This window comes from Pseudomonas sp. GW821-FHT05H12 (assembly GCF_059419385.1).
In genome coordinates, this window is sequence record NZ_JBWKRS010000008.1 from 179,300 (window position 1) to 193,521 (window position 14,222).

Annotated in this window: 14 protein-coding genes; 4 read left to right on the forward strand and 10 right to left on the reverse strand. The window is 61.5% G+C overall.

What is annotated here, in order from left to right; translation table 11 throughout:
• Positions 1 to 102 precede the first annotated feature (102 nt).
• Together AC07SU_RS09790 and AC07SU_RS09795 are read right to left on the reverse strand one after the other, a co-directional pair.
• Positions 103 to 2,172 carry a TonB-dependent receptor gene (locus AC07SU_RS09790; RefSeq protein ID WP_494996927.1) on the reverse strand — a complete coding sequence of 690 codons (2,070 nt, stop codon included), beginning with the start codon at positions 2,170 to 2,172 and terminating at the stop codon, positions 103 to 105.
• A gap of 100 nt (positions 2,173 to 2,272) precedes the next feature.
• Positions 2,273 to 3,127, reverse strand: coding sequence for an AraC family transcriptional regulator (locus tag AC07SU_RS09795; protein ID WP_494996956.1), 855 nt, complete (start codon positions 3,125 to 3,127; stop codon positions 2,273 to 2,275).
• Positions 3,128 to 3,237: 110 nt separating this feature from the next.
• Here AC07SU_RS09795 and AC07SU_RS09800 point away from each other — a divergent pair, with 110 nt between their 5' ends.
• From AC07SU_RS09800 to AC07SU_RS09810, 3 genes are all read left to right on the forward strand, one after another.
• Complete coding sequence (locus tag AC07SU_RS09800; protein WP_176995630.1) at positions 3,238 to 3,648, forward strand: hypothetical protein; 411 nt, start codon at positions 3,238 to 3,240, stop codon at positions 3,646 to 3,648.
• Positions 3,649 to 3,845: 197 nt separating this feature from the next.
• The gene (gene glsB / locus AC07SU_RS09805) at positions 3,846 to 4,754 is read left to right on the forward strand and encodes a glutaminase B (RefSeq protein WP_176995631.1); all 909 of its coding nucleotides are present in this window, start codon (positions 3,846 to 3,848) and stop codon (positions 4,752 to 4,754) included.
• A gap of 106 nt (positions 4,755 to 4,860) precedes the next feature.
• Complete coding sequence (locus AC07SU_RS09810; RefSeq protein ID WP_494996928.1) at positions 4,861 to 5,331, forward strand: hypothetical protein; 471 nt, start codon at positions 4,861 to 4,863, stop codon at positions 5,329 to 5,331.
• A 21-nt stretch (positions 5,332 to 5,352) separates the two neighbouring features.
• Here the strand turns inward: AC07SU_RS09810 and AC07SU_RS09815 are convergent, their stop codons facing one another.
• The 5 genes from AC07SU_RS09815 to AC07SU_RS09835 all read right to left on the reverse strand — a co-directional run bounded on the left by AC07SU_RS09815 (position 5,353) and on the right by AC07SU_RS09835 (position 9,221).
• Positions 5,353 to 5,664 (reverse strand): signal peptidase II, encoded by a 312-nt coding sequence (locus AC07SU_RS09815; RefSeq protein ID WP_494996929.1) that lies wholly within the window; start codon positions 5,662 to 5,664, stop codon positions 5,353 to 5,355.
• 95 nt (positions 5,665 to 5,759) lie between these two features.
• The gene (locus AC07SU_RS09820; protein ID WP_494996930.1) at positions 5,760 to 7,028 is read right to left on the reverse strand and encodes an NAD(P)/FAD-dependent oxidoreductase; all 1,269 of its coding nucleotides are present in this window, start codon (positions 7,026 to 7,028) and stop codon (positions 5,760 to 5,762) included.
• Positions 7,025 to 7,777: an amino acid ABC transporter ATP-binding protein gene (locus AC07SU_RS09825; RefSeq protein ID WP_176995635.1), complete on the reverse strand. Its 753-nt coding sequence runs from the start codon at positions 7,775 to 7,777 to the stop codon at positions 7,025 to 7,027. Before AC07SU_RS09825 ends, AC07SU_RS09820 begins: the two co-directional genes overlap by 4 nt.
• Positions 7,774 to 8,442 (reverse strand): amino acid ABC transporter permease, encoded by a 669-nt coding sequence (locus AC07SU_RS09830; RefSeq protein WP_176995636.1) that lies wholly within the window; start codon positions 8,440 to 8,442, stop codon positions 7,774 to 7,776. Before AC07SU_RS09830 ends, AC07SU_RS09825 begins: the two co-directional genes overlap by 4 nt.
• Positions 8,439 to 9,221 carry an ABC transporter substrate-binding protein gene (locus AC07SU_RS09835; protein WP_176995637.1) on the reverse strand — a complete coding sequence of 261 codons (783 nt, stop codon included), beginning with the start codon at positions 9,219 to 9,221 and terminating at the stop codon, positions 8,439 to 8,441. Before AC07SU_RS09835 ends, AC07SU_RS09830 begins: the two co-directional genes overlap by 4 nt.
• Before the next feature lie 216 nt (positions 9,222 to 9,437).
• Here AC07SU_RS09835 and AC07SU_RS09840 point away from each other — a divergent pair, with 216 nt between their 5' ends.
• On the forward strand, positions 9,438 to 10,217 hold the full coding sequence (locus AC07SU_RS09840) for an IclR family transcriptional regulator (protein ID WP_176995638.1): 780 nt from the start codon (positions 9,438 to 9,440) through the stop codon (positions 10,215 to 10,217).
• Between the two features lie 242 nt (positions 10,218 to 10,459).
• Here the strand turns inward: AC07SU_RS09840 and AC07SU_RS09845 are convergent, their stop codons facing one another.
• From AC07SU_RS09845 to AC07SU_RS09855, 3 genes are all read right to left on the reverse strand, one after another.
• Positions 10,460 to 11,704, reverse strand: coding sequence for a saccharopine dehydrogenase family protein (locus AC07SU_RS09845; protein WP_494996931.1), 1,245 nt, complete (start codon positions 11,702 to 11,704; stop codon positions 10,460 to 10,462).
• 28 nt (positions 11,705 to 11,732) lie between these two features.
• Positions 11,733 to 12,830, reverse strand: a complete 1,098-nt coding sequence (gene nspC, locus AC07SU_RS09850; RefSeq protein ID WP_176995640.1) for a carboxynorspermidine decarboxylase — start codon at positions 12,828 to 12,830, stop codon at positions 11,733 to 11,735.
• 111 nt (positions 12,831 to 12,941) lie between these two features.
• Complete coding sequence (locus tag AC07SU_RS09855; protein ID WP_494996932.1) at positions 12,942 to 14,081, reverse strand: saccharopine dehydrogenase family protein; 1,140 nt, start codon at positions 14,079 to 14,081, stop codon at positions 12,942 to 12,944.
• Positions 14,082 to 14,222: the final 141 nt, after the last annotated feature.

Below are 14,222 nucleotides of genomic sequence, written 5' to 3' on the forward strand. Positions count from 1 at the left end.
TTACGGAGAGGCCAGCGCATTGCCCGGAAATCCCTGCGAGCTTTCAAGATGGATCGCAGGCTATTACTAATCGTTCTCATTTGCAAGGTTGTAACGTGGGTCTCAGAACTCCATGCCCACCCGCACGCCCAGGGTACGCGGCTGGCCGGCGATGACCATGCCGTTGGCCATGGCGCGGGTGAAGTAGGTGGTGTCGCCCAGGTTCTTGCCGAACAGGCCGATGGTCCACTGCTTGAGGCGATAATCGATGTTGGCGTCCCACAGGGTGTAGGCGCCCTGGGACAGCGTGGCGTTCGGGTATAGATAGGATTGGCCCTGGCGCGTCAGGCCGGTGCCGACGGTGATGTGGTCGGTGGCCGCCCAGTCCATCGACATGCCGTAGCTGTGCTTGGGTGTGCTGGGGAATTGCTTGCCGGAATAGTCCACCGCGCCACGGGTGTAGTCGTCGAACTGCGCCTCAAGCAACGCGGCGTAGGCATTGACCTGCACCGACTCCACCGGACGCACCGTGGCGGTCAGTTCCAGGCCTTTGTTGTGGGACTTGCCGGCGTTGCTGGTGGAGGTCTGGCCGCCGCCGTCCTCGACGATCACCTGCTGGTCGCGCAGGCGGGTGTAGAACACGTCGGCGCCGACTTCCCACACCTTGCTCGGCGCGCGGTAGCGGTAGCCCAACTCGGCGTAACTGCCGTATTCCGGGTGGTAGGCATCGCCAGCCGCGCTGGCGGTGGTGGAGTAGGTATTGAAGCCGGACGCCTTGTAACCGCGTGCCAGCACCAGGTAGGTGAAGTGCTGGTCGTTGGGGCTGAACTCCAGGCTGAAACGCGGCAGGGCCACGGTTTCACTGACCTTGCGGTCGTTGAACGATTCCAGGCTGGCGAAGCTGGTGTCGGGCACGCCGTCGCCATCGCTGTCGAACATGCCGCCCTGGGTGCTGCTCCAGTCCATGGTGCGGCGGTTGTGTTCGACCCGCAGGCCGACGGCGGCGCGCCATTGCGGCTGGAAGCGCCAGCCCAGCTCGCCGAAGGTGGCCACGGTGTCACCCTCGACCTTGGCCTTGGTGGCGCTGAGAAAATACGGGCTGAGGTCGAAGGTGTACGGCGCGTCGCGGCGCACATGGGACAGGAAGCCGCCCACCAGCCAATCGATGTTGCCGTTCTGGCCGTTGAGCCGAGCTTCGCCGGTGTATTGGCGAGTCTTCATGTCGTAGCCAGCAGTGCCGCCAAAGATCGATTTGGGCAGCCAGTAATCCCACTCGGTCTGGTTGGCACCGACGTTGACCACCAGTTGCGTGTCATCGGCAAAGCGCTTGCGGTATTCGCCGGTGAACAAGGTGTATTCGGTGTTGTTGGTGCCGGCGTCGGTGGCGTTGGACTGGTACTTTTTCGCCAAGTCGCGGGTGGCGAAATAGTCGTTGTCGCCATGGGTGTTCATGTGGTGCAAGCCGAAGCGCCACTCGCCGCCGTCGTCGTCCAGGTGCAGCAACTTGATACGGCCGAAACCGCTGTCCCAGCCGGCAGTATCGTGGCGGCCTAGGGTGGCGTTGGCGATCATGCCATCGTTCTTTTCGCCGCCGACGGTCACCCGTACGGCGGTGTTTTCAGTGAGGGGCAGGTTGCCGGTGACTTCGGCGCGCTGCTGGTTGTGGGTGCCGTATTCGAGCTTGACCTTGCCACCCGCCGTGAACTCCGGGTCTCGGGTGCGCAGGGCCACCAGGCCGCCCATGCTGTTTTGCCCGTACAGGGTGTTTTGCGGGCCGCGCAGGATTTCCACTTGGTCGATATCGTACAACTGGCCGAGCACCAGGCCGTTCATGGGCACGCCGTCGATGTACACGCTGTTGCTGATGCTGTCGCCTTCATCATCGGAAAAACCCAGGCCACGAATGGTCAGCGATGGCGTGTGCTGGGTGAAGGTGCTGAAGTACAGGTTGGGTTGGCGCTGGGCGACTTCGCCAAGGGTGTCGAGGTGGCTGTCCTCGATTTTTTCGCCCTTGACCACGCTGACGCTGTTGGTGGTCTTGAACTGCGGCGTGTCCTGCTTGGTGGCCGTGATGACGGTGGCATCCAGCTCATCGACGGTCACATCGGCGGCCATCGCCGATTGTATCAGCGGCAGGGTGCAAGACAAAAATAAGGCACAGCGTACGGCTTGGGAGAGGGAAGTGCGTTCCATGGTGTCCACGCCTGAAGGAGAATGGCGCAAATGATACGGGTTCTCATTTTCCGCACTACCCGATTCGGGTCTTAAATCACCCGATTGCAGTGCAACGTAGCTAGCCTTTTGCCTCCTTTAGCGCAATGGCCGCGGGAGACGGTGCGTTCAGGGCCCCGGCACGGTCTGCCAGGTAACGCGCTGGCGGTTGGCCGACGGCCTTGCGGAACATGGTGATAAAGCCGCTGGCGTTCTCATAGCCCAGGTCCAGCGCCACCGTCTGTACGCTCTGGCCCTTGGCCAGGCGTTGCAACGAGAGGATCACGTGCAACTGCCGGCGCCAGCGGCCAAAACTCAGGCCCAGTTCCTCCAGCAACAGGCGCGTCATGCTGCGTTCGCTCATGCCGATGCGCACCGCCCACTGGCCGAGCGTGGCCTTGTCGGCGGGCTCGGCCAGCAGGCTGTCGGCCAGGCGGCGCAAGCGCGGGTCCTGGGGCATGGGCAGGTGCAGGGCCTCGATGGGCGCGGCCGCCAATTCATCCAGCAGCGTGTTGATCAAACGGCCCTGGGCACCGCCCTCGTCATACAGCAGCGGAAAACTCACGGCCTTGCTGATCAACTCATGTAACAACGCTGACACCGCCAGGGTGCAGCATTGCGGGGGCAGGGCGCAGGCGGCGTCGGGGTCGATCAGCAGGCAATAGACTTCCGCTTCGCCAGAACCGCGGGCCGCATGGGAGACGCCGCCGGGGATCCACAGCGCGCACTGCGGCGGCACGATCCAGATGCCCGCTTCGATCTCGCAATGGATGACCCCGCGCAGGGTGTACAGCAACTGGCCCTTGCGGTGGGCGTGCTGCGCATGCTCCCAGGTGTCCGACGTGCTGGTGGCGCCCACGGCCACCACGGCGCGGGGGAATTGATCTGCATCCTTGACCATCGAGCGGTCATGCATTTCAAGGCGGTGGTGTTTCATGGCGGGGTTCACAGGTTGGCTGAATTGCGAAACAGTCTGGCTATTCTGTGCAATGCCGTCCAGCGGGCCGATCGATACAGTGAGATCCATTCTCAACAAGGAGCTCTGCCATGCGACTCGACAGCACAACATTCCCGGTGGTGAAAATCGTTTTCGACGCTCCCAACGAAGGCGGCCCGGCTGACGCTTTCCTGGTCTTCGAAGGCCTCCTGGCCCGGCAGCAAGCCTTTGTGCTGCTGCATGAAAAAGCCGTGGATGAAAGCAATCACGAACACTCCCACGAAGAGCGCAAGCACGCGTCAATCTGGATGAAGAAAAACAAGCAGGCACTGCGGGCCTACGTCAGAGGCATGATCCAGGTTGAACCCAGCGCGGCCAAGCGCCTGGCCCTCAAGCCGTTTGCCGTGACCTTCGGCAAGGCCTGGGGCTATCCGCTGCTGGTGGTCGAGTCCCAGGACCGCGCCTGGGCGCTGGCGCGGGATGTGCTGGATGAGCAGGTGTCGGATGTGGCGCATTTCTAACGGCTATCTCCGCCCTGTAGGAGCCGGCTTGCCGGCGATAGGGTCTCGGGTTTTGCATCGCACTCAGGGACGCCATCGCCGGCAAGCCGGCTCCTACAGGTTTACCGAGGTGTTGTTCAGTCCACCTAAATCGCCCGCTTCAGGTATCCTCCGCGCCCCGCATATCACCGATTCAAAGACAGATGACAGGACAAGACATGCAGGCGATGCTTTCGTCGATCCTCGACGAAGTGCGCCCCCTGATCGGCCTCGGCAAAGTCGCCGACTACATCCCCGCACTCGCCGACGTGCCCGCCAACCAGCTCGGTATCGCCGTGTACGGCAATGACGGCTCGGCCTATTGCGCCGGCGATGCCGACACCTTGTTCTCGGTGCAGAGCATTTCCAAGGTATTCAGCCTGGTGCAGGCCATCGACCACGGCGGTGAAACCATCTGGGAACGCCTGGGCCACGAGCCTTCCGGCCAGCCGTTCAACTCCCTGGTGCAGCTGGAGTTCGAACGCGGCCGGCCGCGCAACCCCTTCATCAATGCGGGAGCGCTGGTAATTTGCGACATCAACCAATCACGCTTTGCCGTGCCGATCCTGTCGATGCGCGATTTCGTGCGGCGCCTTTCAGGCAACCCGCAGATCCTGGTCAACAGCGTGGTCGCCGACTCCGAAGCCCAGCACGGCGCACGCAACGCCGCCATGGCCTACCTGATGAAATCCTTCGGCAACTTCCATAACGACGTGGACGCCGTGCTGCACAGCTACTTCAACTACTGCGCCCTGCAGATGAGCTGCCTGGACCTGGCCCGCGCCTTCAGCTTCCTGGCCAACGAAGGCGTGAGCGCCCACAGCGGCGAGCAGATTTTAACGGCGCGCCAGACCAAGCAAGTCAACTCGATCATGGCCACCAGCGGGCTGTATGACGAAGCGGGCAACTTTGCCTATCGCGTGGGGTTGCCGGGCAAGAGTGGGGTAGGCGGCGGGATCGTCGCGGTGGTGCCGGGGCAGTTTACGGTGTGCGTGTGGTCGCCGGAGCTGAACACGGCGGGGAACTCGCTGGCGGGGATGAAGGCGTTGGAGTTGTTGAGCGAGCGGATTGGGTGGTCGGTGTTTTGAGATGAGGCTGTTCCCATGCAGAGCGTGGGAACGAGCTATTTTGCGCATGACATCAAACTGCCACTTTGCACCGCTACGCTGATGGCTACCCCCAAGGATATGCACCATGAAACGGACTTTCACTGCCTTCGCCTTTCTATTGCTGCTGGCGCTCGCCAGCATCGCATCTGCCGATATACCGGCGTCACCCGCTGCCCGTGCTTTCGTCGCCAAACAGCACATGGGCAAGAACCTGCAGCAGTTTGCACAATTAGCAGCGAAGACGACGGTGACCTACGCGATGGTTGCCGAAAAGATCGGGCCGGCCGAGGCCAACAAGGCGCTCGATCAGCAAATCACGCAATTGCTGCCCAAGTACCAGCCACAGTGGGATTTGAACCTGGCTGAGGCTTACCAGCAATCGTTTACCGATGAGGAGATGGCGTCCCTCGCCGCCGAGGGGCAGGCCTCGAAATACGCCAGCAAAGTGACTGCCAAGCAGCAAGAGGTAAGTGATCGCATGAAGGCTAAATCAACGCCTATTCTTAAGGCGTTGATCACAGATGCATTAGCGGCGTTGATGCCCCTGGGCGTTTAATAACTAGGCGGTGCTGCCCGGTCAGACTCGGGTTTTGCGCGGCTTAACAAACAAATCCAGCATCAGCCACAACGCCCCGGCGGTGATGGCGATATCGGCAAGATTGAACACGCCGGTATGCGTCGGGCCAACCTTCAACACCATGTAGTCGACCACATGACCGTCGCGGAACACGCGGTCGATCAGGTTGGCGATACCGCCCAGGGCGATGGCGTACAGCGGCAGGACTTTACGCAGCGGTTGGCTCCAGTTAGACAGCGACCACCACAGCGCCCAGGCCTCCACCACGGCAACCCCGACGATAAAAATCAGTTGCTTGACCTGCGGTGGCAACGCCGCAGTCCGCTCACAACAAAAGGGGGTCTCATCCTTGAGATCTGAAGGCCGCGAGCCTACGCCAGGTTTGTGACGAAATGATGAGCGCAGGATCAGCTCACATTGAGCCGATCCAGCAGGCTGTACCACGCCACTCCAGCGCCGATGTAGAACCGCTGCAACCCATGCATTGGCAGGCGCTGCAACGGTGTCACCGGGTAAGCAAACTCCGCCTGGCTGTCACACAAACGCCCGGCCAATTGCTGCCCCAAACTGGTACACAACGCGATGCCTCGGCCATTGCAGCCCAACGCCAACGTGAGCCCCGGTGCCGGTTCGTGAACGTGGGGCATGAAGTCCCGCGTGATCGCGATCCGCCCCGCCCAGCGGTACTCGAATTCCAGTGGGCCCAGTTGCGGAAACAGCAGCGCCAGTGAGCGCTCAAGGTGAGCGAAATCCGTGGGGTCAGTGGGGTCGTTGAACAACCCGCGTCCGCCCATCAGCAAACGCCCATGGCTGTCTTTGCGGAAGTACAGCAAGAGCCGCTGCGCAGTGGACACCGTTTCCTGCCCCGGCAAAATGCTCTCGGCCGCGCGCCCACTCAACGGCTTGGTGGCGACGATAAAACTGTTGGCCGCCAGGATGCTCTGGGCCATGCCCGGCCACAGGTTGCCGCTGTAGCCATTGGTGGCCAGCACCACACGATCCGCCGTGACCTGGGCACCGCCAGCCGTCTGCAATTGCCAGCCAGAACCCTGGCGTTGCAAACCCGTTACCGCACTTTGCCCATGAATCCGTACATCCGCTGCCAACGCCGCGCCCACCAAACCACGCGCATAGGCCAAGGGTTGGATCGCCCCGGCACGACCATCCAGCCAGCCACCGGCAAAGGCCTCGCTGCCCATGCGCGAAGCTACCGCTGTCGCATCCAACGCCTGCACTGGCACGCCGCGTCGCGCCCATTGCTCGGCCCGTGCGTGCAACCCGGCCACGCCTTTTTCGGTGTATGACACTTGCATCCAACCCTTGCGCACCGGGGCGCAATCGATGCGGTGTTTTTCGATCAACCTGAACACCAGGTCGGCCGAATTCGACACGGTGGAAATCAACGGCTCGGCACGCTCTGGCCCGTACATCTGCACCAGCTGTTCCGGATCGTATTTAAGCGTCGGGTTGACCTGCCCACCATTGCGCCCGGAAGCGCCCCAGCCCGGCTCGTTGGCTTCCAGCACGCACACACTCACGCCACGTTCGGCCAAGTGCAGGGCGGTGGACAGGCCGGTATAGCCGGCGCCGACAATTGCCACATCCACCTTCACCGACTCACCCAGCGCCGGGGTTGGCACGGCCGCCGATGCGGTCGCTGACCACAATGACTTCATGACAGGCTCCGCGTATCGCCGGTGGGGTGCAGCACGCGGCGCAGGAAGTCCTGGGTGCGCGGTTGCTGCGGGTTGCCCAACACTTGCTCGGCTGGCCCGCTTTCAACGATGTAGCCACCGTGCAGGAAGCACACGCGGTCGGCCACTTCCCGGGCGAAGCCCATTTCGTGGGTGACCACGATCATGGTCATGCCTTCGTCGGCGAGGGTGCGCATCACCGCCAGCACGTCGCCCACCAGCTCAGGGTCGAGGGCCGAAGTGGGTTCATCGAACAGCATGGCTTCGGGTTTCATCGCCAGTGCGCGGGCGATGGCCACGCGTTGCTGCTGACCACCGGAGAGTTGTTCCGGGTAGGCATCGGCCTTGGCGCTCAGGCCGACTTTTTCCAGCAACACCAGGGCTTCTTCGCGGGCCTGCTGTACGGGTTCACCCTTGACGTACACCGGGCCTTCCATGACGTTCTCCAGCACGGTGCGGTGGGGGAACAGGTTGAAGCGCTGGAACACCATGCCCATGCGGCTGCGCAGGGCGTGCACGGTCTTGCTGCCGCGCTGCACGGTTTCGCCGAACACGTTGATGTGCCCGCCGTCGTAGGCTTCCAGCGCATTGATGCAGCGCAACAGGGTGGACTTGCCCGAGCCCGACGGCCCGATCAGGCACACCACTTCGCCCTTGGCCACGTCCAGGTCGACGCCGTGCAGCACGCGGTGGCTGCCGTAGTGTTTTTGCAGTTGGCGAATCTCGATCATGCTTTTTTCCTCCGGCCCAGGTGCTGTTCCATGCGGCGCAGGCCATACACCAGCGGCAGGCTCATCAGCAGGTAGAGCAGGGCGACCAGGGTGTAGACGGTCATGTTCTGGAAGGTCGACGAGGCGATCAATTGACCCTGGCGCGTCATCTCCGCCACGGTGATGGTGGACACCAGGGACGAGTCCTTGAGCATCATCACCAGCGTGTTGCCATAGGGCGGCAGCGCGATGCGAAACGCTTGGGGCAGGATCACCCGGCGCATCATCAGCACCGAGCGCATCCCCAAGGCTTCGGCGGCTTCACGCTGGCCCTGTTCCACGGCGATGATGCCGGTGCGGAAGTTCTCGGCCTGGTACGCCGAGTAGGCGATGCCCATGCCGATCACACCGGCATAGAACGCGGTGAGGTGCACGCCCATGTCCGGCAGCACGAAGTAGATGTAGAACAGCTGCACGATGATCGGCAGGCCACGGATCACGTTGATGATGGTGCTCGCGGTCCACGACAGCGCACGGATCGGCGACAGCTTGAGCAGCGCCAGCACCAGGCCGATGGCACTGCTGAGCAGGAACGACAGCACGGTGATCTGGATCGTCACCCAGGCGCCTTGCAGCAGGATCGGCAGGAAATCCTGGGCGTTTTGCAGGAACTCGGTCGGGTTCATGGGCGCACCTGGGTATCAAGCCCCCACTTCTTGAGGATGCTGTCCAGGGTGCCGTCGGCCTTGATGCTGGCGATGGCGCTGTTCAGGCGTTCCAGGGTCTGGGTGTCGCCCTTGCGCACCACCAGGCACACTTCGCCGACGTTGGTGGGTTTGTAGTCGGCGGCCAGTTTTACGCCTTTGAACAGCTTCTGGCGGATCTGGTAGGCCACCACCGGCTGGTCGCCCACGGCGGCCTTGATGCGGCCCAGGGACAGGTCGCGGACCATCTCGCCGATGGAGTCGTAGGTGCGGATTTCCTTGAAGATGCCGAGCTTGTTCAGTTGGTCATAAAAGATGGTGCCGGCCTGCACGCCGACCACCTGGTCTTTGAGGGGGGTCAGGTCGGGGTAGCTGGCGTTGTCATCGGCGTTGATGATCAGGCCTTCACCGTAGGCGTACACCGGGGCGCTGAAGTCGACGACCTTGGTGCGCTCTTCGGTCTTGAGCATGCCGGCCGAAATGAAATCGAGCTTGCCGGAGGTGAGGGAGGGGATCAGTGCGGCGAAGTTGGTCTGCTCAATCTGGCTGGTAAACCCACCGGCCTTTCCCACGGCCTCGGCCACGTCGACCATCACCCCCTGAATGCTGTTGCTCTTGATGTCGAGGAAGGTGAACGGCGAACCACTGGCCGTTGCACCGACTTTGTACGAGGACGCACTTTCTGCGTGCACGGCGCTGGCGCAGAGCGTGGCGCACAGGGCGAAGGCAAGGCGGCGAAACAAGGGCGAAAGACTGTTCATCGGGTTACTCCAGAAGGAAAACGGAAAGTCAGTACCGCAAGCGGCTGCCGATGAAAACGCAAGCTCTATGCCATTTCGATTGATAAAAATCGTATGTCGCTATAGGAAATAGACAAAATGAATCATTCGTATCGATATGCGATATTTAGTGGTCTATTTTTGTGTTTTACGGTAGAAATATCGCCACGCCTGAGCCACCTACGCTGCGAGTCCGCCATGTCTGAAGAACGCAACAGTTTGCACAACCAATCCCTGGAAAAAGGCCTGTCGGTGCTCAAGGCATTCAGCGCCCAGCGCCGCAGCATGAGCCTTGCAGAGGTGGCCGAGGCTGCCGGCATGACCAAAAGTTCGGCCCAGCGCATGGTGTTTACCCTCGAAAGCCTGGGTTACCTTCGGAAACACTCGCGCACACGCCATTACCAACTCACACCTCGGGTACTGGAGCTGGGGTTCAGCTACCTGGATGCGCATTCGTTGATCGAGGTGGCCAACCCGTTTCTGTCGGAACTGACCCGGCTCACCGGCGAAACCTCGTGCCTGACCGAGCCTGCAGGCTACGACATGACCTACATCGCACGATTCGTCAGCTCGGGGTTTGTGCCGGTGCACATGCCGATCGGCTCGCGGGTGCCGATGTACTGCACGGCGTCGGGGCGCGCTTATTTGAGCGCGCTGCCGCAGGAAGAAGCGCTGGTGTTGATCGAGAACAGCCAGCGTATTGCCCACACCAGCCAGACGCTGACGGACGTCGAGCAGATTCTGCAATCGTTGCAACAGGTACGCGAGCAGGGGTATGCGGTGAATGGCCAGGAACTGTTCCTGGGTGACATGACCATCGGCGCGCCCGTGCTCGGCGCCAATGGCCGCCCGGTGGCGGCGGTGCACGTGGTGGCACCCACCAGCCGCTGGACTCGGGCGGATGCAGAGCAGCAGCTGGCGCCGGCGTTGTTGCAGTGTTCGCGAGCGCTGAGCAACTCAGCCCGTAACCTGGAATAACTCCACCCTCACATCCGCTGCCAATCCACTGTAGGAGCCGGCTTGCCGGCGATGGCGGTGTGTCAGTCAGCACATAGGGCACTGGAAGACCGCTATCGCAGGCAAGCCAGCTCCCACAGTTGATCTCATTGGGCTTGAGGGTATCAACTGACACACCACCATCGCCGGCAAGCCGGCTCCTACAGCAGCCCAAACAAAAAATGCGCCCCGTGGGGCGCATTTTTTTGGTCAGCTATCGCCTATCAGGCAATCGCATCCCACGCACGATCACCGTGCTCGTCCTTGATGCGGGTCGGCAACCCCATCACGTCCAGCGCCTTCAGGAACGGCTCGGCCGGCAGTTCCTCGACGTTGGCCATGTGTTTCACATCCCACTCGCCACGGGCAACCAGCAGCGCAGCGGCCACCGGTGGCACGCCTGCGGTGTAGGAGATGCCCTGGCTGTCAGTTTCAGCGAAAGCTTCTTCGTGACATGCCACGTTGTAGATGAACATCTCATGCGGCTGGCCGTCCTTGGTGCCCTTGACCAGGTCGCCGATGCAGGTCTTGCCGGTGTAGCCAGGGGCGAGCGAAGACGGGTCGGGCAGTACGGCCTTGACCAGTTTCAGTGGCACCACTTCCAGGCCTTCGGCGGTAGTGACCGGCTTTTCGGAGAGCAGGCCGAGGTTCTTCAGCACGGTGAACACGTTGATGTAGTGTTCGCCGAAGCTCATCCAGAAACGCACGTTGGGCACGTCGAGGTTTTTCGACAGCGAGTGCACTTCATCGTGGCCGGTGAGGTAGAGGTTCTGCGAACCGACAACCGGCAGGTCATCAGTGCGTTTGACTTCGAACATGGTGTTGCTGGTCCACTGGCTGTTCTGCCAGCTCCACACCTGTCCGGTGAACTCGCGGAAGTTGATTTCCGGGTCGAAGTTGGTGGCGAAGTATTTGCCATGGGAGCCGGCATTGACGTCGAGGATGTCGATCGAATCAATGCGGTCGAAATGCTGTTGCTGCGCCAGCGCGGCATACGCGTTGACGACACCCGGGTCGAAGCCCACGCCAAGGATGGCCGTGATGTTCTTCTGTTTGCACTCTTCCAGGTGGTTCCATTCGTAGTTGCCGTACCACGGCGGGGTCTCGCAGACCTTGCCCGGCTCTTCGTGGATGGCGGTGTCGAGGTACGCAACGCCCGTGTCGATGCAGGCACGCAGGACCGACATGTTGAGGAACGCGGAACCCACGTTGATGACGATCTGCGAGTCGGTCTCGCGGATCAGGGCCTTGGTCGCTTCCACGTCCAGGGCGTTCAGCGCGAAGGCTTGGATGTCGGCGGGAACCTTGAGGCTACCCTTGGCCTTGACGCTGTCGATGATGGCCTGGCATTTGGAGATGTTGCGCGACGCGATAGCAATACGACCGAGTTCGTCGTTGTGCTGCGCGCACTTGTGGGCCACCACCTTGGCGACACCTCCTGCACCAATGATAAGAACGTTCTTTTTCAATTGCTTTATCTCTCCTTTATCCGCCAGCTTACGAAAGGCTGGACAGGTAGTCGTCGTAACCAAATTCACGAACCACCTCGACAGTACCGTCGAGTTGTTTCACTACGATGGACGGCATTTTCAGGCCGTTGAACCAGTTTTTCTTGACCATGGTGTAGCCTGCGGTGTCGATGAACGACAGCCGATCGCCGATGGCCAGCGGACGATCAAATTGATACTCGCCGAAGATGTCCCCGGCCAGGCAGGATTTGCCGCACACCATATAGGTATGTTCGCCTTCGCTTGGCGCCAGCTTGGCGTTGAGGCGATAGATCAGCAGGTCCAGCAGGTGGGCTTCGATGGAGCTGTCTACCACGGCCAGGTTCTTGCCGTTGTAGAGGGTGTCGAGCACGGTGACTTCCAGGGAAGCGCTGTTGGTGATCGCCGCTTCGCCGGGTTCCAGGTAGACCTGCACGCCGTACTTTTCGGAGAACGCCTTGAGGCGGGCGCAGAACGCGTCCACGGCATAGTCTTCACCGGTGAAGTGGATGCCGCCGCCGAGGCTGACCCACTCGACCTTGTGCAGCAGCGCGCCAAAGCGTTCTTCGATCACACCGAGCATCTTGTCGAACAGGCTGAAGTCGCCGTTCTCGCAGTTGTTGTGGAACATGAAACCGGAGATCTGGTCGATCACGCCTTCGATCTTTTCCGGGTCCCATTCGCCCAGGCGGCTGAACGGGCGCGCCGGGTCGGCCAGCAGGTAGTCGGAGCTGCTCACCTGCGGGTTCACACGCAGGCCTCGGGTCTTGCCTTCGCTACGTTCGGCAAAGCGCTGCAGCTGGCTGATGGAGTTGAAGATGATCTTGTCGCAGTTATCCAGCATCTCTTCGATTTCATCGTCGGCCCAGGCCACGCTGTAGGCGTGTGCCTCGCCTTCGAATTTCTGGCGACCGAGCTTGAGCTCATACAGCGACGACGAGGTGGTGCCGTCCATGTACTGCTGCATCAGGTCGAACACCGACCAGGTGGCAAAGCACTTGAGCGCCAGCAACGCCTTGGCGCCGGACTGCTCGCGCACGTAAGCAATCTTCTGCATGTTGACCAGAAGCTTCTGTTTATCGATGAGGTAGTACGGCGTTTTGATCATTTTTGAGAGCCTGCGGCGGTGCCTGCCAAAAAAGGACACGCATTGTGCCCGCACTTGGATCGAATCGAAAGGTTAGCCGGCGGATTTTGCCCGCATCACTTTTGAAACCGCCTACAAGTCTGGCGAATTCTCGTGACTGTTTGACGCGTGGTCGTCGACAAGTGCTGTGGTAAAGCCCCAACGCTGGAACTCGGCGGTGAATTCGTCCAACTGCAGAAAACCCAGGCAAGGGAACGCGCCGGTCTGGGGGAGCTGGTTTTTTGCAAGTTTCAGCGCGAGCAGCAAGGCAGCCATGCAGGGTATTTCCGGGCCGTCGCCACCGGGTGCGGTGAGGTGCCAAGTGAGCGAGCCAGGTTGGCCATCGCTGCGCAAGCCTTGCACCTTGACTTGCATCGCGCCGGTCTCGCTGCCGAAGCGGTCGAGCACACGGCTGGAGAAAGCGTCCAGCCTGGCGGCATAGCGGCTGATTGGCAGGGGCAGACCGAGTCGGCGCAAGGCGGCGGCGAGCCACAGGGCCACATGTTGGATGGGTAGTTCAAGGGCGGCATGAAAGGCCACATCGCGCACGCCCGGGTAGCGCTGTGGAAAGAGCGCCAGGTCTGGCACATCGCAGGCGGCGCCCCAGCGCTGTCCGATCTTCGCAAAGCTGAAGCGGCGCAAGTCCTGCCAGCCGAACTGACGGGTCCAGGCACCGTCGTTCCAGCGCTCGAATTCCAGGCCCGCATAACCGAACACGGCCTGGATGGTTGCGACGCCACGGCTGGCTTGCTGGCCGGGGGCGATGACGGTCTGGAGGCTGTCAATGCGGCTGAAAGAGTGGGCCAGGTGATCGATCACGGCAGAGGACAAGCCGGGTACGCTGCTGGCGCCGGAAATCGCCAATACATCGGCCGCTTTTGCCTCGGCATCCACATTCGCAGCGAACTGCGCCACGAAGTCGCGGCCGTCCGACAGGTCCAGGTAATGCGCCCCGGATGCACACGCCGCCTTTGCTACTCGGTAATCCTGACCTTGAAAGGGGCCCGCGCAATGAATGACCAGCCCGGGTTTGGCTTCAATCAGGCGCTGCTCAAAATCGGCGGCGCTGATATCCAGGGGCAGCGTGGCCACGCTCTGCCCGTCATCCAAGGCATGCAGGCCTCCACGCGAACTGCGACTGGTGGCGACCACCTCGATACCCGGTTCAGACGCCAGGCGTCGACAGATCCGCAGCCCGAAATTGCCCAGGCCTCCAATGACAATGACGCGCATGGTTCTTCCTTGAGGGGGGAGGTGAGGGCGGCAGTATAAAGGGTGACCCACCGCCTTCGTAGCCTCGCTAAAGCTCGACAACTCCCACAGGGGATCTGTGTCGCAACGAAGATCCACTGTGGGAGCTGGCTTGCCTGCGCA

Bases quoted from the DNA above. Each gene is read 5' to 3' on its own strand.
- AC07SU_RS09790 (WP_494996927.1), bottom strand. From the start codon at position 2,172: ATGGAACGCACTTCCCTCTCCCAAGCCGTACGCTGTGCCTTATTTTTG.
- AC07SU_RS09835 (WP_176995637.1), bottom strand. From the start codon at position 9,221: ATGAACAGTCTTTCGCCCTTGTTTCGCCGCCTTGCCTTCGCCCTGTGC.
- nspC (WP_176995640.1), bottom strand. From the start codon at position 12,830: ATGATCAAAACGCCGTACTACCTCATCGATAAACAGAAGCTTCTGGTC.
- AC07SU_RS09830 (WP_176995636.1), bottom strand. From the start codon at position 8,442: ATGAACCCGACCGAGTTCCTGCAAAACGCCCAGGATTTCCTGCCGATC.
- glsB (WP_176995631.1), top strand. From the start codon at position 3,846: ATGCAGGCGATGCTTTCGTCGATCCTCGACGAAGTGCGCCCCCTGATC.
- AC07SU_RS09795 (WP_494996956.1), bottom strand. From the start codon at position 3,127: ATGAAACACCACCGCCTTGAAATGCATGACCGCTCGATGGTCAAGGAT.
- AC07SU_RS09840 (WP_176995638.1), top strand. From the start codon at position 9,438: ATGTCTGAAGAACGCAACAGTTTGCACAACCAATCCCTGGAAAAAGGC.
- AC07SU_RS09810 (WP_494996928.1), top strand. From the start codon at position 4,861: ATGAAACGGACTTTCACTGCCTTCGCCTTTCTATTGCTGCTGGCGCTC.
- AC07SU_RS09820 (WP_494996930.1), bottom strand. From the start codon at position 7,028: ATGAAGTCATTGTGGTCAGCGACCGCATCGGCGGCCGTGCCAACCCCG.
- AC07SU_RS09825 (WP_176995635.1), bottom strand. From the start codon at position 7,777: ATGATCGAGATTCGCCAACTGCAAAAACACTACGGCAGCCACCGCGTG.
- AC07SU_RS09800 (WP_176995630.1), top strand. From the start codon at position 3,238: ATGCGACTCGACAGCACAACATTCCCGGTGGTGAAAATCGTTTTCGAC.
- AC07SU_RS09855 (WP_494996932.1), bottom strand. From the start codon at position 14,081: ATGCGCGTCATTGTCATTGGAGGCCTGGGCAATTTCGGGCTGCGGATC.